This window comes from Paraglaciecola aquimarina (genome assembly GCF_032464635.1).
GTDB classification, from domain to species: Bacteria; Pseudomonadota; Gammaproteobacteria; order Enterobacterales; family Alteromonadaceae; genus Paraglaciecola; species Paraglaciecola aquimarina.
In genome coordinates this window covers 2,171,651-2,189,025 of the sequence record NZ_JAWDIO010000002.1, presented here as the reverse complement: position 1 = coordinate 2,189,025, position 17,375 = coordinate 2,171,651, and the positions used below count along the sequence as shown (strand labels likewise).

Annotated in this window: 16 protein-coding genes and 2 pseudogenes; 5 read left to right on the top strand and 13 right to left on the bottom strand. The window is 40.2% G+C overall.

The features are described 5' to 3' along the window. Positions 1 to 13: 13 nt before the first annotated feature. The 9 genes and pseudogenes from pdxH to rpoE all read right to left on the bottom strand — a co-directional run bounded on the left by pdxH (position 14) and on the right by rpoE (position 7,911). Positions 14 to 654: pseudogene (pdxH, locus tag RS130_RS10985) on the bottom strand (pyridoxamine 5'-phosphate oxidase). A gap of 38 nt (positions 655 to 692) precedes the next feature. Next, positions 693 to 1,595, bottom strand: a complete 903-nt coding sequence (era, locus tag RS130_RS10980; RefSeq protein WP_316025992.1) for a GTPase Era — start codon at positions 1,593 to 1,595, stop codon at positions 693 to 695. After that, on the bottom strand, positions 1,585 to 2,271 hold the full coding sequence (gene rnc, locus RS130_RS10975) for a ribonuclease III (protein ID WP_316025991.1): 687 nt from the start codon (positions 2,269 to 2,271) through the stop codon (positions 1,585 to 1,587). The genes era and rnc overlap by 11 nt, the downstream gene beginning before the upstream one ends. After that, positions 2,272 to 3,180: a signal peptidase I gene (gene lepB / locus RS130_RS10970; RefSeq protein ID WP_316025990.1), complete on the bottom strand. Its 909-nt coding sequence runs from the start codon at positions 3,178 to 3,180 to the stop codon at positions 2,272 to 2,274. A 2-nt stretch (positions 3,181 to 3,182) separates the two neighbouring features. Then, entirely contained in the window at positions 3,183 to 4,979 is a 1,797-nt protein-coding gene (gene lepA, locus RS130_RS10965) for a translation elongation factor 4 (protein ID WP_316025989.1), read from the bottom strand. 176 nt (positions 4,980 to 5,155) lie between these two features. Further along, positions 5,156 to 5,644, bottom strand: coding sequence for a SoxR reducing system RseC family protein (locus tag RS130_RS10960; RefSeq protein ID WP_316025988.1), 489 nt, complete (start codon positions 5,642 to 5,644; stop codon positions 5,156 to 5,158). A 7-nt stretch (positions 5,645 to 5,651) separates the two neighbouring features. After that, positions 5,652 to 6,398 (bottom strand): MucB/RseB C-terminal domain-containing protein, encoded by a 747-nt coding sequence (locus RS130_RS10955; protein WP_316025987.1) that lies wholly within the window; start codon positions 6,396 to 6,398, stop codon positions 5,652 to 5,654. 264 nt (positions 6,399 to 6,662) lie between these two features. Continuing rightward, positions 6,663 to 7,268, bottom strand: a complete 606-nt coding sequence (locus RS130_RS10950; protein WP_316025986.1) for a sigma-E factor negative regulatory protein — start codon at positions 7,266 to 7,268, stop codon at positions 6,663 to 6,665. A 61-nt stretch (positions 7,269 to 7,329) separates the two neighbouring features. After that, on the bottom strand, positions 7,330 to 7,911 hold the full coding sequence (gene rpoE / locus RS130_RS10945) for an RNA polymerase sigma factor RpoE (RefSeq protein WP_316025985.1): 582 nt from the start codon (positions 7,909 to 7,911) through the stop codon (positions 7,330 to 7,332). A 240-nt stretch (positions 7,912 to 8,151) separates the two neighbouring features. Between rpoE and nadB the strand changes: the two are divergent. Then, positions 8,152 to 9,769: pseudogene (gene nadB, locus RS130_RS10940) on the top strand (L-aspartate oxidase). On the opposite strand, the gene RS130_RS10935 reads toward nadB, so the two are convergent. The 3 genes from RS130_RS10935 to RS130_RS10925 are packed head-to-tail and all read right to left on the bottom strand — an operon-like array spanning position 9,762 to position 11,382. Further along, entirely contained in the window at positions 9,762 to 10,706 is a 945-nt protein-coding gene (locus RS130_RS10935; RefSeq protein WP_316025984.1) for a MaoC/PaaZ C-terminal domain-containing protein, read from the bottom strand. The pseudogene nadB and the gene RS130_RS10935 overlap by 8 nt on opposite strands. 6 nt (positions 10,707 to 10,712) lie before the next feature. Beyond that, the gene (locus RS130_RS10930) at positions 10,713 to 11,144 is read right to left on the bottom strand and encodes a protein YgfX (protein WP_316025983.1); all 432 of its coding nucleotides are present in this window, start codon (positions 11,142 to 11,144) and stop codon (positions 10,713 to 10,715) included. Then, a complete protein-coding gene (locus RS130_RS10925) occupies positions 11,131 to 11,382 on the bottom strand; it encodes an FAD assembly factor SdhE (protein WP_316028030.1) in 252 nt (83 codons plus the stop codon). Before RS130_RS10925 ends, RS130_RS10930 begins: the two co-directional genes overlap by 14 nt. Positions 11,383 to 11,549: 167 nt before the next feature. Here RS130_RS10925 and ygfZ point away from each other — a divergent pair, with 167 nt between their 5' ends. After that, on the top strand, positions 11,550 to 12,479 hold the full coding sequence (gene ygfZ / locus RS130_RS10920) for a tRNA-modifying protein YgfZ (RefSeq protein WP_316025982.1): 930 nt from the start codon (positions 11,550 to 11,552) through the stop codon (positions 12,477 to 12,479). A gap of 141 nt (positions 12,480 to 12,620) precedes the next feature. Continuing rightward, the gene (locus RS130_RS10915) at positions 12,621 to 13,106 is read left to right on the top strand and encodes an FKBP-type peptidyl-prolyl cis-trans isomerase (protein WP_316025981.1); all 486 of its coding nucleotides are present in this window, start codon (positions 12,621 to 12,623) and stop codon (positions 13,104 to 13,106) included. A gap of 96 nt (positions 13,107 to 13,202) precedes the next feature. Here RS130_RS10915 and RS130_RS10910 read toward each other — a convergent pair whose 3' ends face one another. Further along, complete coding sequence (locus tag RS130_RS10910; RefSeq protein WP_316028029.1) at positions 13,203 to 14,051, bottom strand: AraC family transcriptional regulator; 849 nt, start codon at positions 14,049 to 14,051, stop codon at positions 13,203 to 13,205. Positions 14,052 to 14,974: 923 nt separating this feature from the next. Here RS130_RS10910 and RS130_RS10905 point away from each other — a divergent pair. Then, positions 14,975 to 16,903, top strand: coding sequence for a hypothetical protein (locus RS130_RS10905; RefSeq protein WP_316025980.1), 1,929 nt, complete (start codon positions 14,975 to 14,977; stop codon positions 16,901 to 16,903). Beyond that, entirely contained in the window at positions 16,903 to 17,298 is a 396-nt protein-coding gene (locus RS130_RS10900; protein WP_316025979.1) for a hypothetical protein, read from the top strand. The genes RS130_RS10905 and RS130_RS10900 overlap by 1 nt, the downstream gene beginning before the upstream one ends. Positions 17,299 to 17,375: the final 77 nt, after the last annotated feature.

Genomic DNA, 17,375 nt, shown 5'->3' with positions numbered 1-17,375 from the left:
TGAACTTTATCCATTAAGGCATCAGGCGTTCTGTATGCCAATCACCTTGGCCGTCTTTGCTGTACATAAACCGATCATGCAATCGATCATCCCCGCCCTGCCAAAATTCAATTTTATGAGGAACCACAAGATATCCCCCCAAAAAGATGGAAGTGGAATTTCACCTTTGGCAAACTTATCTTTAACTTGAGCAAATTTTTCTAACAGTAATTGTCGACTGTTGATGGGTCGACTTTGTGCTGACGCCCAAGCTGCCAATTGACTAGCTTTGGGCCGTGACATAAAATATTTAGCCACTTCAGAAGCGGCCAAAGACTGCGCGACACCACACACTTTGACTTGTCTTTCTAATGAATGCCAAGGAAAATGCAGTGAAATTTTAGCATTATGCTTTAAGTCTTCGGCTTTCTTACTTTCGGTATTGGTGTAAAACACAAAGCCCTTAGTAGAAAAGTCTTTAAGCAACACAATACGTTGAGATGGTTGACCACTTGCGTCCACAGTTGCCACTGTCATAGCAGTAGGATCAGTTAAACCAGCATCCACTGCGTTTTGTAGCCACTGCTCAAATAGGGCAAAAGGTTCTGCGGTCAGGTCAGAAGAACTGAGTCCTGCTCTTGAATATTGACGACGAATATCGCGAATAGATGACAAACTTCGTTCTCCTATGTATGTACTCAGTCACATTTCGACTAATTATCTAACCCGTAACCTAAACTGCGCAAAGCGCGTTCGTCATCAGCCCAGCCAGACTTAACCTTGACCCAAAGTTCTAAATACACTTTGGTTTCAAATAAAGCTTCCATATCTTTACGAGCTTCGGCACCAATGGTCTTTAGGCGTTGCCCCCCTTTACCAATGACCATACTTTTCTGGGTATCTCGCTCAACTAAAATCAAGCCATTAATTCTATAAATGCCATTTTCAGCCAATAAGAATTGTTCGATTTCAACAGTGACAGAATAAGGTAACTCATCACCTGTAAAACGCATCAGTTTTTCACGTACAATTTCTGCTGCCATAAATCGACTTGAGCGATCGGTAATGTAATCTTCAGGAAAGTAAAACTCGCTCTCAGGCAAGGTGCCTAATACAAGTGAGCGCAGTTCTTCTACGTTTTTACCTGTTTTAGCCGAAATCGGCATGATTTGTTGGAAATCATGTTGTTCACCTAACCATCTTAGGTGGGGTAGCATGGTTTCTTTGTCTTTTACGTTGTCTGACTTGTTTACGATCAACCAGCAAGGTACCCCAGATTGCTGAATTTTAGTCAACACCATTTGGTCATCTTCGGTCCACTTGGTACCTTCAACCAAAAACAAAACTAAACCTACATCACCTATTGAACTGGATGCGGCTCGATTCATAAAGCGATTAATTGCACGTTTTTCGTCAATGTGTAAGCCCGGAGTATCGACATAAATTGCTTGACGGTGTTCTTCTGTGTCGATGCCCATAATTCTGTGACGGGTAGTTTGTGGCTTACGAGAAGTAATACTCACTTTTTGTCCGAGCAATTTATTTAATAACGTTGATTTACCAACGTTTGGGCGACCAACAATGGCAATCATGCCACAGCGAGTGTTATTTTCCATTTGCTAGTCTCTTATATGCTTGTCTTGCCGCTTTCTGTTCGGCTTTACGGCGGCTATTGCCAACACCTGTAATTGGTTCTTTTAGGCCATGCGCTGTGCAACTAACATAGAAAGTTTGATCATGAGATTTACCTTTAATGTCAGTTACTTCATAAATGGGCAAAGGTTGCTTTTTGCCTTGTAAAAATTCTTGGAGGCGAGTTTTATCATCTTTAGATACGGCATCAGGATCTAACGCTTCTATACGTTGCGCAAACCAATCTAAAATGAGTTCTTCGCTGGTTTCCATTCCTGCTTCTAGGTAAATAGCACCAATTATGGCTTCTACTGCATCGGCAAGAATAGAGTCCCGTCTGAAGCCGCCACTCTTCAATTCTCCTGGGCCGAGTAACAACAACTCACCGAGTTCAAATTCGCGAGCAACCTCGGCTAGCGTATCGCCTTTGACTAAACTCGAGCGCATTCGTGTAAGCTTACCTTCAGGTTGTTTAGGAAAACGCTGATATAACGCTTTAGCAATCACCATTCCCAAAATGGCGTCCCCCAAAAACTCCAATCGCTCATTATGTACTTTATTGGCGCTTCTATGGGTTAATGCTTGAACTAAATTCGAAGTTTGTTCAAAGGTATAACCTAATCGCTTGTATAAAGATAAATAAGGGTCAATTACTTGCATTTACACTATGCCGCCAACTCGTTCAAAACGTACACCTGTAGGCACCCAACTCGGTAACCAACTATCTTGCTCGCGCTCAAATTCGAAACTGATCCAAATAGCCACAGCTTTACCTACTAGATGCTCATCCGATACGAACCCCCAAAAACGGCCGTCTTCACTGTTATCACGGTTATCACCCATAACAAAATAATGCCCTTCAGGAACAATCCATTCGTCAATTTTAGTACCGGGTTGCTGATAATAACGACTGCTATGATTACCTCTGCTGGCTGTTCTATAGATTTGATGAGTTACCTCACCTAATTGCTCTGTGTATTTTTCTAGTGGCTCAAACTGTTGAAACACTTCGCCGCTATTCTCGAATTTCAAATCAACCTTTTTCATTGGTAAGCAGTCTTCGGCTGCATCACAAGCAGGCTTAATACTTAATTGTTTGTTACGATAAACGATAGTGTCACCTAGCAACCCCACCACACGTTTAATATAATCAAGAGTTGGATTCACTGGGTATTTAAATACTACTACATCGCCACGTTCTGGCGCCCCCAAATCCACAAATTTCTTACGCATAACGGGATCTTTCAAACCGTAGGCGTATTTTTCAACCAAAATAAAGTCGCCAACTAGTAAAGTAGGCATCATAGATCCTGATGGAATTTGAAATGGTTCGTATAAAAATGAACGCAGCACTAAAACAAATGCAATAACAGGGAATATCTGTTGTGCGGTATCAACCAACCATGGTAGTTCAGCGTCTTGCTCTAAAGTCGATGTTGCCCCAGAATCGCCACTCGCGATTGCCATTCGGTCACGGCGTTTTTGTGCGAACAATAGACTATCAATCAGCCAAATAAGACCAGAAGCAACCGTTAAAATAACTAAAAATATCGAAAAATAATTCGCCATACTTATTTACCTACCTTCAGCAATGCTAAAAATGCTTCTTGTGGTAGCTCCACATTACCAACAGATTTCATACGTTTTTTACCATCCTTTTGTTTCTGTAAGAGCTTTTTCTTACGGCTAATATCACCACCATAACACTTAGCGATTACATTTTTACGCAACTGCTTGATGGTGCTACGGGCAATAATTTGATTACCAATAGCTGCTTGAATTGCAATATCAAACATTTGTCTTGGAATAAGTTCTTTCAACTTTTCAACTAATTGTCGGCCACGAGTCACGGCATTGTCTTTATGAGTGATCATTGCCAATGCGTCTACACGTTCAGTATTAATCAAAATATCTAAACGGGACATTTCCGCCCCTTGAAAACGTTTGAAGTTGTAATCCAAAGATGCAAAACCACGACTAGTCGATTTTAATCGGTCAAAGAAGTCCATTACCACTTCAGCCATAGGTATGTCATAAACGACAGCCACTTGTTTACCATGGTATGTCATGTTGGTTTGCACGCCACGTTTTTCAACGCACAAGGTAATGACATTACCTAAGAACTCTTGAGGAACCAAAATATGCGCTTCTACAATAGGTTCACGAATTTCTTCGATATCATTGACTGCTGGTAATTTAGATGGATTATCCACGTATATCACTTCACCGGCTTTGGTTTCTACTTCATATACAACCGTGGGGGCTGTGGTGATAAGGTCTAAATCATATTCCCGCTCTAAACGTTCTTGAATGATTTCCATATGTAACATACCTAAGAAACCAATTCGAAAGCCAAAGCCTAATGCAGATGAACTTTCTGGCTCAAAAAACAATGATGCATCATTCAAACTTAATTTAGCTAATGCATCACGAAAATCTTCGTAATCATCAGAACTAATAGGGAACATACCAGCGTACACTTGAGGTTTGACTTTCTTAAATCCTGGTAGAGGCTCTACTGCAGAATCTTTTGCCAAGGTGATAGTGTCACCTACTGGTGCGCCGTGAATCTCTTTGATCCCAGCAATGACAAAGCCTACTTCACCTGCTCTTAAAACACCTGTATCTTTTACTTTAGGTGTAAAAATACCCACGTTATCTGCTTGGTGAACAACGCCCGTTGACATGATTTTAATTTTATCGTTCTTACGTAATTCGCCTTGTACGATACGTACTAATGACACGACCCCTTGATAATTATCAAACCAAGAATCAACGATAAGCGCTTTTAGCGGCGCATCAATCTCACCTTCAGGTGGTGGAACTTGGCGTACGATCACTTCTAATACGTCTTCAATACCAATACCGGTCTTAGCCGAACATCGAACAGCGTCCATGGCATCAATTCCCACAATGTCTTCAATTTCTTCCGCGACTCTGTCGGGCTCAGCTTGAGGCAAATCAATTTTATTTAAAATGGGGACCACTTCCATGTCCATATCAATGGCGGTGTAACAGTTTGCTAAGGTTTGCGCTTCAACTCCCTGTCCAGCATCCACCACTAACAGAGCACCTTCACAGGCAGCCAGCGATCTAGATACCTCATAGGTAAAATCGACATGTCCTGGGGTATCGATAAAATTCAGTTGGTAAGTTTCGCCATCTTTAGCTTTATAATCTAAGGTGACACTTTGCGCTTTGATTGTGATCCCACGCTCTCTTTCTATATCCATAGAGTCGAGAACTTGCTCAGCCATTTCTCTGTCGGCAAGGCCGCCACAATGTTGTATTAGTCGATCTGAAAGAGTGGATTTACCATGGTCAATATGAGCAATGATAGAAAAATTTCGAATGTGCTTATGTTGCATAAAGTTTTAGAAAATTACCAAGTATGTTTGCTTTCCCACAACTGAAACCAATAACGCCTACTGATCAAATAACTCGGGGAACAAAATGATTAAATAGGCGGCGATTTTACAGTTTTATCAATCACTTTGCGACATACAATACAAATGATTGCGGGTTTTCTTAAAGAAACTTAAATTTACAGTTGTTTAAAACGAATATTCTGCTGCTCAACAGGGTAAACCGAAAGAATTTTGGGCGTAAAATGCTCACAACTTTGTTTATTCAAGTATCGATGAATGAATTTATAAGCGGCTGCCGCAGCACAAAATGCAAAAAGGATAATCCAAATTTCAGCATTTAAGCCAAATAAAGGAAAAATAGATTGAGCCATAAGCGCTGAAAGTATCAACACCAGCAAAGGTAATATATAAACAATAATAGAGGCTTTAAGTACACTCTCTTCAGCAATACCTAATTTAACTTGTTGGCCGATGGTTACTAATCCGTCGTATTGAAACTTGATCGATTCACGTTTATTTGCAAACACCTTAGCAATAGCACCTGTGCCACAATTAGAGCGAGCTTCACAACTACCACAGGTAGACTTAATTTGAGTTTCGACCCAAATGACTTGTTTGCCAGCGTTATTATCAACAGCTTTCACTGTTCCCATTTCTTCGAGCATAGTTAAACTAGTTTACCCTTTGAATTGAGGTGGCAATAGAAGTAGCCGTCGACGCCGGTAGTTTTCCGATAACGGTAATATTTAATGGGCCTTTATTTAAAGTGAAAAATGTATCTGAATGGCTCTTACCCACTAAATTATCGATAGGGTTATCGTTACCGCGCTCTTCTAAATAAACGGACACATCGACTAAGCCATCACTTAACAATAAATATTCGACCAGTTGCCCCGTGATAGATAACCGCCTGAGTTCGCGTTTAACTATTGTCATACCTAAAGGAATATAATTAATCACCCAAGGTGAACGGCTCAAGCTATTGTGATCAATGCTCACTACAGCAGGCAACATTGATGTTTCAATCTTTGCAAAAAACGGGTCGGCCTGCTCAGTGACTTCAAATCCCGTGACCTGAATTTGCTCTAGCAACTGATTATTAAGATTGAACATGTTTAATTTTAGTAGCAACCCTGTTTCTTGGTCTAACCACACATTTAACCCATACCGAGTTTGATCTTTACTGATAATTCTAATTTGCTGCGCTGCTCGTCCAGAAACACGGCTTCTGCCCACCATGACAAAATCATAGCCAGCAAATAGCTTCTCAGGATTTTGGAAAAACTCACTAGGAAAAGGACCGTTAATAGCCGACGAAATCAAACTATAAGGAGGCATGTTAGGCTCGAAGTAGCTTACTCTATTACCTATACGTACAATCTCTTTACCCGGCCCATTTAATAAATTTAGCTGCTCCATCTCCAGACCATTATCGTCCCTAGCGTGTCGCCACAAATAAGGCTGAGAATCTACACCTATGGTTTTAGCAATACAAAGGATATGGAATAATTAAGAGAATGAACCGCATGGGACATTTTACTGAGCCATGCTTTTGCGCTATCTGCAGGGTATGACTGTGCTGGCTCGGATTGCGACTCAGGGTCAAGATGATCTTGTTGAGCGAAGGAAACACCAGAAAAAAACAGGCTAAAAAGCACAGCCTGTAAGGCTATGCTACTTCTTTTACTCTGGAATATTTTCAACAATTTCTGACTCAGGCTGTTCACTAACGGTAATTTCATTTATCGGTTCTGCTACTTGAAAGACTTTAAAACGCATTTGCTGTTTGTGATCAAGTAAATAAGCATGAATACGGCGCTTTTGCTCTCCTGTATCAGCCTGAGGTAACGTACGTGTCACATCAAAGCTAACGGGTGATAAACCACCGTTAACACCTAAAATAGGGCTAGCAGGACTATAAGGTTGCTCAACATCAGTCTGGTTCATTTGTTGTACACCTAAAATCATAGCAACAGCAACCGAAGCCGCCACAGCCATTTGACCACCTTGCTTAGCAAACGGTATAACACTTCCCACTAAAGGAATGTCGCGCCATGTTTTCTTCGGAGCTAAAATAGCAGGTTCAGACTCAAGAGCTTGAGTCACTTTTGCAGCAATATCAAAATTCAACTCTGTTGGTAATTCTTGACGTAAGCCATCACGGATAAGATGGTAATTTTTCCATTTTTGCATCAAATCGGCATCACGTTTAACAGCATCTACAACATTATCAGATGAAGCAGTTTCACCGTCTATAAAAGCTGATAAATTTTCAAATTTTTGCGACATACAATATGGTTCCCGCTAATTTAGTTTTTATTCAAAAATAATATTTGTCACTCATTTTTACTTAATCGTTCATAAGTAAAGGTTGAATAACTTTATCTAACGCATCTCTCGCTCTAAAAATTCTTGAACGAACGGTGCCTACAGGGCAATCCATTACTTCTGCAATCTCTTCATAACTTAAGCCTTCCAACTCTCGTAGACTAATAGCCATACGTAAGTCTTCGGGGAGCCTATCCATTGCTTCAAACAGTAACTTTTCCATCTGCTCTGACATTAAACTTTTTTCTGGCGAATTATTTTCTTTTAAGGCATCACTACCATCATAAAAATCCGCTTCATCGGCATCAATATCGTTTGCCGGTGGTTTCCTCCCCTGAGAAACCAAATAATTCTTTGCACTATTTACCGCAATTCTATAAAGCCAAGTATAAAATGCACTATCGCCTCTAAAATTAGGTAACGCTTTATATGCTTTGATAAACGCTTCTTGCGCTACATCGGCTACATCGCCGGAGTTTTTTACATATCGAGAGACTAAATACGCTACTTTATGTTGATACTTAGTAACTAACAGCCCGTATGCGTTTTTATCACCTCTTTGTACTCTTTCAACAATTTGTTGATCTGTTATCTGCTCGCTCATTCGAGCTTCTACTCCTTTACGAAAATATACTACAGCTCATGCAAGCACTAATATTGACTAACCATATTCAAAAAAGTTCGCAAAAAATACGATCTTTTTCAGCTAAAACCATCATTCGGTTAATTAACCACCCTAACCCAATCGCTTTTCGCATATTATAAGCAATTAAAATCATTGATATTTGCGTAGCGTAAATTAGTATGGCCAAACAATCGACTTATAATTTTGCTAGTTTACATTATGCATTCCACTATTGAACACCAATGTGACGTCCTTATCATTGGCAGCGGCGCTGCTGGACTCAGCCATGCGCTGAAAATCGCCGATAACTGCCAAGTCATAGTATTAAGTAAGAGCGAACTCTCCGAAGGCTCAACCAAATATGCCCAAGGCGGTATTGCCGCCGTTTTTGATGAAAATGACTCCATTGAATATCATGTATCAGACACACTATTAGCCGGGGCAGGTTTGTGTGATGAAGAAGCGGTTAGATTTACCGCATCTCAAGCCAAAGCTTGCATGGAGTGGTTAATTGATTTTGGAATGCCTTTTGATCAAGAACGAGATGATAGCGGCGAGCCTAGATTTCATCTGACGCGAGAAGGTGGTCACAGCCACAGACGCATACTACATTCGGCAGATGCCACAGGTGCTGCGGTGCAAGTAACACTAATTGAAGCCGTTAAACAGCACCCGAATATTCACTTGTTTCAACGTTACAACGCCATCGATTTAATTAAGAGCAAAGTCCACAAAGACGTATTACTCGGTGCCTACGTTTGGAATAGAAAAAAAGAAAGAGTCGAGATCATTCGCAGCCAATTTTTGACCCTAGCCACAGGTGGCGCGAGTAAAGTTTACCAGTATACTTCAAACCCTGATGTGTCTAGTGGCGATGGTATTGCCATGGCTTGGCGAGCAGGTTGTAGAGTAGGCAATATGGAATTTAACCAGTTCCATCCTACTTGTTTATACCACCCAGAAGCCAGAAACTTTCTCATATCAGAAGCGTTAAGAGGTGAAGGCGCGAAACTTTGTCACCCTGATGGTACCCCTTTCATGCACAAATTTGATGAAAGAGGCGATTTAGCCCCTCGTGATATTGTCGCTAGAGCTATCGATTTTGAGATGAAACGTTTAGGTGCAGATTGCATGTATTTAGACATTAGCCATAAACCAAGCGACTTTATTGTTAAGCACTTCCCAAATATTTATCGAAAATGTCGCGCCTTGGGAATCGACATCACCCGTGATCCAATCCCGGTTGTACCCGCTGCACACTATAGCTGTGGCGGAGTAGTGACAGACAAACATGCGAAAACCGACTTGAAGAATATGTTTGCAATTGGTGAAGTGGCATACACTGGCCTCCATGGCGCCAATAGGATGGCCAGTAACTCATTATTAGAATGTATTGTGTATGCCCATTCAGCCGCAGAGTACATAAAAGAAAATCTCGCAGCAGATAATGAGCTAGAGCCGATTGATGAATGGGATGAAAGCATAGGTAAGTGATTCCGATGAGGAAGTCATTATTCAACATAATTGGCACGAATTGAGATTATTCATGTGGGACTATGTGGGTATTGTCCGCACGAACAAAAGATTAGAGCGAGCTCATCACCGCATTAAACTTCTCAAGCAAGAAGTCAACGAATACTATTCTAACTTTAAAGTCAGTAATAACTTACTAGAACTACGTAACTTACTGACTGTGGCTGAACTAATCGTAAAGTGCGCTCGTAAACGTAAAGAAAGCAGAGGTTTGCACTTTAACGTTGATCACCCTAATCAAATTGAAGACTCACAACCCACTATTTTGAAAAATAAAGTAAAGAAACTAAACAATGTTAAGTAAAGCTAAACGAGCCTAATAAATGTGGGCTCACTTCACTGTCATTTAGTTGAGTCTCTACTTTGAAAGCTATCGTGTTAGAAGCCTTCACTCTATCCTTTATTTCTGGTACGGCTGGCGTTGTAACAAACGGCTGTGACAACATAACCACATTACTCGGTAAATATAGTGGCAGTTTAAAGGCAGTTTGCACGGTAAATTCATGGTCAAATGCAGCAGGATATTGCTTTTGCAATTCAGACAAGCTACGAGATTTAGTCCACATTCCATGAATAATCTGCCGTTTAAAACCAAATAACCTTGCTGACCATTTAGCTAAATGTATCGGATTGTAGTCACCAGAGGCGTTAGCATATAAACGCCCTAAGTTGGACGCTAAGCGCCAATGCACTGAGCGTGAATGTTCGCTAAAACTTACTGCAGGCGGTTTAGCTTGACTCGCTACTTCAAATGAATGCTTAACGCGATATAAATTAATGCTCTCACTACACCAAATCAACTCACCTTGGGTTGTACATTCTGTGATAACCGAAAACAACCATCCTTTGGGATGAGCCACTAAGTCAGCCAAACGACAAGTTAACGTTAAATTCTCTGTTCTATAAATGGGTCGATATTGACAAATTTTGTTTTCAATATGCACTAAACCCAATAGCGGAAAAGGAAAACTTGGCGTTAATAATAGTTTCATATGTAAAGGAAAAGCCAAGCTATGAATATAACAAGGGTGTAAATACTCACCAGGCCAATCAACGACTTGATGAAACAACGCTATTTTTTTACTCTGTTGATTACCTGCTATATTGGTAATTCGGAATTCGCTACGAGGTAAAGTGCTTGGGCTTTGTTTTGAGGCTCTTTTAAACAAGGACTTAAACATCAACATTTTAATGTTTGGTACTTTTTTTAGCTCCGAAGTTTGCTTAGTCGTCGACTCCACTTGGCATTAACCATCCGTTTTTTGTTGTTGAAAAATAATCGCTCTACACAACCGTCGATACTCCTGTTCAGACACCTGATCATGATACACAACAAACCATTTTGAATGAGCAGCATTAAGCACTGACGATAAATTTATAAATAGGACAAAACGACTGATCCGAGACTGCTGCGTAATCAACCAGCTATCATGCTCTAACTCGGTCCACTGACCATCAACAGTAAAAATAACGGGAGAAACTTTCTGAGCTTGCTGTTGCTTTAGCCACTTAAAAAAATGAACACACACGAGAATAGATAAAACACTTTGTATCAACCATTGAAAAGGTAAAATCTGCGCCTTCCAACACCAAAAAGACAACACAAACAAGCCAGCAATAATACAGCCTATGGCCAGCTCGATACGTGATCGTTTAAATACAACTCTATACTTTGACACGACTCAATATATGCTCAATCATGCCTCTAATTTCACTATCTTCACAGGCTTGATGCCCCATAAACCAAGCGTATAAATCGGGATCATCAAAGGTTAACAAACGTTCAAAAACTAACTGCTCTTCATCCGAAAGCTCTAAGAAACCTGTTTCAGCAAAAGGTATAAACAGTACATCTAGCTCTAACATCCCACGGCGACACGCCCATTTTAGCCGCCCATACTTTTTCTTATCGAACATCATACACCCCAAAACATTAACAAACTGAGATACGGATCAGGTCTCAGATATTTTATATGCCAATATGATAGCAGGTATAATCAGTTCTTTTCAGTTCTTTCCTTGGGAAAACAAACTATTACCCCATATCAATAAGTATTGCTTGAACCCAAATTAGAGATACCAATATGTCCTCGTCAAATCATGAATACGTAACCCAGTTAACTAATAAAGGGGTAATTCAATTGCGTGGTGACGAACGCGTAAAATACCTGCAGGGCCAAATCACCGCTGACGTAACCAAGCTCAGTCAAGAACAGGCTTTACTTGCTTGCCATTGTGATTTTAAAGGCAAGGTGTGGAGTGTGTTTTATATGCTAGATTGGCAAGATTCAATTTTATTGCTACCCCACCATTCAGTATTAGAAAAATCGTTGAGCGAGCTAAACAAATACGGTGTATTTGCCAAAGTGGATATTGACGACCAAACGAATAACTGGAATATCATCGCAGGTTGTGGTGTTGAATTTGAACAACACATCTCCAATGTGCTTGACGCCCTTCCCAGCAAAAATATGTCGACCATTGCAAATGAACATGGTTTAGCGTTATGTGTTGATAAACTCGCCAAGCGGTATTTAGTGCTACAACCAAAAGACGCCGCACACTCCATTGAAATTAACGCTAGTGATAGCGCAGAGTTATGGGAAATCGACGAAATAAAATCAGGGCTCGCTGACGTACGAGCGCAAAGCTCAAACGAATTTGTGCCACAAATGCTTAATTTACAAACACTTGGTGCAATTGACTTTGAAAAAGGCTGTTATATGGGCCAAGAAGTGATTGCTCGAACTAAGTACTTAGGACGTAACAAAAAAGCGGCTTTTATGCTCCAGTCAAGCACAGCTAACACGCAAGTTGAAGGCGAACTACTTGAATATCAAATTGATGGAAATTGGCGCCATGATGGAAAAATACTACGCAGCGCAACAAATAACGACTTAACCTGGGCCTTGGCTGTTTTAAGCAACGACACAGAAACTCGCGCAGAATTTAGACTCAAGTCCAATACTAACGTATTATTTACCGTCCAAGCTTTACCCTATGCACTAACTTAAGCTGGATCCTGGATAAGCCGAACCTCTCGATAGCCCTCGTTTAGTGTCTAGCGGCGTTGGATTGTTTAGCTTAAACGATACTGCTTATCCAGAACTCAGGTTAACTTAACAATACTATTACTTTAAATATTTTGGAACACTATGAATATAACTAACAAAACCGTTGCTACCATACACTTTACCGTTTGTTCTGAAGACGGCACCCAAATTGACTCATCAAAAGAACGTGAGCCTATGGTGTTTCTCCAAGGCAGCCATTATCTGATCCAAGGTTTAGAAAATGAGCTAGAAGGCAAAGCAGTAGGAGACAAATTTGTTATCGATATTCCACCAGAACAAGCCTATGGTGAACGTCATGATGAACTGGTGCAAACTGTACCTAAATCTATGTTCGAAGACATGGAAGTCAATCCAGGCATGACATTTAGAGCCACCACCGACGACGGCGAACAGTCAGTCATGATAGTAGACGTAACGGAAGATGAAGTAATAGTCGACGGTAACCACCCTCTGTCGGGCTTGACCCTAAACTTTGATGTCGAAGTACTTGAAGTAAGAGCGGCCACAGAGTCTGAATTAGAGCACGGCCACCCACACAGCGAAGACGGTTGCGGCCATACTCACTAAATTCCTGCGATAAAACTAAGTGCCTAGATCAGAGTTAATATTTTAGGCACTTTCATACTATTTCCCCTTTTGAGAACAATGATAACTTCCTATCTATCAATCATATAACTGTTGTTGATAATGCAAGGGACTCATGCCAATTTGCTTCTTAAAAACGGTACTAAAATAACTTGGATTCTTAAAACCTACAGCGCGAGAAGTTTCGACTACAGTGTGATTCTTTAATAGTTTTTGTGCACGCTGAACACGGTAACAAGTAACATATTGATTAATGGTTTTACCTTTTACTTTTTTAAAGGTTCGAATTAAATATGAATCACTCACCCCTGTGTAGTTTGCAATTTCTGCAATTTCAATCTCACTATTAAAATTAGCTTTAATAAAGCTAATAGCTCTATCTACCAATTCCCTATTTTTAACTGTCGGTTTACTAGGTTTGCCTTCCAATGAATCGCTATCTCCACCTATAGCCAAGGATTTAGTTTGCTCCAACTCACTATCTAGCAAAGGAGCCAATGCCTGATCACTTTCAGCAAACCGCTCATTGCCGGATACATCATTAATATAAGTCATTGATATATCTTTTAATTCTTGTTTCAACTTCAGTGACTGAGTATTTGAAGACCGAATGTCTTCATAGCCTATTCGTAACCAAATAGAAGAGATTAAAAATGCGCAAAAATAAAACAACCAATACTCATCAACAAATTCACCGACAATATAAGAGGTGCCCAAACTGAAAGAGCTAATTAGTATGAATAAAGTGTCGAACTGTAAGTTATGCCGCAGATGATAGAAAACCAAATACAAGCTAGGAAGCACCACTAAAATAGCAGTGGTAATAATCAACATATCGCTGTACGTAGCTTCAGTAAACATTAATGGCAATATGTACCCAAACTCTTCAGCAAAGAGAATTTGATAGGTACAACCGTCGCGAACCATCACAAAAACCACCGCTCCAGCTCCCCCATAATGTATGGAAGCACATACCCCCAACGATTCAATGTCAGGCCGCAGCGCATTTTATTTGCAATGAGTAAAGATGGGAATCCAATAGAAAACAATATTAAAAATCGAATATATAATATGAGATGAGCAAGTATATGGCCGCTGTAAAATTGTAATGGTCTACCAAGAAGAAAAATAGTAAAGCAAATTAAGAAACAAACGTAATAAGAAAAATAGGTGCTTTTATATTGTTTAATAACAATCAAATAAGCCAAACCCAAGAATAAAAATAAGGCGGTGATAGTAGGAATAATGTGATAAAAAATGGTTTCAAATGGAATTAAAAACATATATTACCGTTTAGATTATATCGTCTCGCTAAACGACCAAACCTTCAGATTGAAAACAATTAACAATAGAATATTATAAAAGGTCTACATATTCATCCTATTTATGAATTAATTAATTTCCCTTCAACTTATTCAAACACCCAAAACATTAACAAAGAATAAACAAACACATCCCGAATGCGACTCGCAATAAAGTGAAGTAAGCATCCAATAAAACGAACCAGCTATAAATCAAATCGAACATCACCATTTAAAATAATGAACCTAAGAATAGAGCAAGCATACCGTAACTAACTATTTTTTATATAGATATTTTCAGTGTCAGCTTTTTTGACAGCAAATATAACCAAATGAAAAAACAGCCAATAACTAGATATTATTTTCGTCTAGGAGGCTTATTTCTTTCGCCAATTTATTCATGTAATTTAAACCCAATCCAACAAATTGTTAACAAATGACAACAATTTGGTTGGCATGCTCATAGTGGCAAAAGCGCTATTTGTTTATTGTACATAACAAAGTATTGCCTTCCCTACATTAGGTTTACATTAAGAAAAATGGTGTTATATGAACAAATTTAAACTAAGGAAACTAGCGCTAGCTATTACATTAGGCCTACCTTTAGGTGCAGCCAATGCTGTACCTTTTGATCCTTCATTGGCTATCGATGGCGATGCATTTACTTTTGAAGCAGAAAATTTCGAAGATACGGGCGGTATCGTCCCACAAGTGCACCTACAAGGCATGATAAACCAAGCTTGGGCTGGTAGGGATGGCGTTACCTACCATAATCAAGGTGGGGACTGGGTTGACTACACAATTAACTTTCCAACGACAGGTTACTACCGAGTAGAAACTCAAATCAACCACCACAATAACCCGACTTCAAAAGTCTTACTTTATATAGGTAAAAACAAACTTGCGGAACAAACATTTGGTCACAATGGCTGGCACGACCTTACTATAACAGACGGTATTTATATTGAAGCAGGTGAGCACAATGTACGTTTAGAGTCAGAGGGCAACAACTGGACTTGGGCTGCAGATACAGTCACTTTTACCGCCTTAACTTCCAGCGGAGAAGAATTTGATGAAGGGCCTGCCATAGTGGATGGTAAGCCTGACGGCTCAAGTACAGGCGGTGACACTGGTGGAGGGAGTACAGGCGGCGACACTGGCGGAGGGAGTACTGAACCAGCTTACTTATCAGCCACTGCAAAAGTAGACATCAACTTAAATATGAAACATGAAGTGAAAGGTGTATCTGACTTTAACCGTAAAAAGCATATCACAGTGCACTCCAGTCTTACTGAGAGTGACTGGAATGGTGAAGCTGAAACCATGAATTATCTGATGAACGACTTAGATGTTTATTTTGGTCGTGACAATGGTATGGCTTCATGGATATTTAAAGCCACCGCGCAAGATCCAGAAAATCCTGGCAAACCTGACATAGATGACCTAGCCAATTTTGGCCAATGGCATAAAGACAATATGTATGACAGCTTGCCGGAGTCTTTACGAGCTTATGAAGCGCGCAGTGATGAAATGATCATGGGGATTACTCCACATGGCCCCTTTCCCTCTCAGTCTTATTGGCCAGCTCACCTTGCCGGCAAAGACGATGATGCAGGTAAATATGTGTTGCGTCACATCGAAGATGGTGCCGAATGGGTGGGTGAATATCTGGATAAATTTATGCGTAAAGAAGGGGAAACCAGTGGTGTGTTAATGCCTAAATACTGGGAAGTGATCAATGAGCCAGATATGGACCTGAATGTTGGTCACGATTTCGTTCTATCAAGTTTTGAGCAGGTTTTTGAATACCATAATTTAGTGGCAGAACAGATTAAAGATAAACTTCCAGAAGATCAACGCCCACTTATTGGAGGCATGACTTGGGGTTTGCATGACCTAGATAAAGGAGATTTATCTACTCGCTTTAAAGATCAAGAAGGCGCTATTAGAGCACGTTACTCATACGAAGAAGGTGATCTAGAAAACTTTTTACAACAAATAGCCGCATCCACACATTGGGATGCTCGCACTGATGACTTCTATCAATGGGATTACTTGTGGAAAGGCTTCATGGATGCTGCTGGCGAGAATATGGATTTTTATTCAATTCATTTGTACGACTGGTCCCCCATGGGCAACGATCCTAAACAAGGTGGCACATTCCGCCGTGGTATGACTACCGAAGCCATTTTAGACATGGTGGAACATTATGACACCTTAGTTAATGGCCGTGACAAGGTTAAACCTTGGGTGATTTCAGAATACGGAGCCATTGCATCTGGCCATTCTACCGTTCCATTTTTACAAGAAGACTATCGTTATGCAGATTGGCTAAAGGTACGCAGCTTTAACCAAATGTTTATGCAACTTCTGACACGCCCCAACCAAATTGAAAAGTCTATGCCATTTGCGCCAATTAAAGCCAAATGGGGGCCTACGCTCATAATGATGAGGTGGTACGTTATGAACCGGCTTTAATGCACTCTGAAGCGGATGCAAGTACATTTTTTACTGAAGAATCAGAATGGTATGTGACAGATAAAATTCAATGGTATGCACTATGGTCTGACGTAAAGGGAACGCGGGTAGATACTCACTCAAATGATCCAGACATCCAAGTCGATGCCTATGTTGACGGCAACCACACCTATCTAATATTAAATAATCTTGAATGGTATGACATTCCTGTAGATTTATCTTTTATGGGGATAAATGGCAACACAGTTAACAGCGTCAATATGAAACACTCATATCTAGCTGAAGGTTTAAGCCCGACTAATTTAGGTCGCGGAGTATTGGCCGAAGCCATGTTAGATAACCTACCTGATGCTGTCACCCTAGAACCTGGCTTCAACGATAGTCTTAGATATTGAGTTTAATGATGAAGTAGCGATCACTGAAACCTCTAAAGAAGACAAATACTACAGTGAAAGTTTATCTGGCGCTGGTA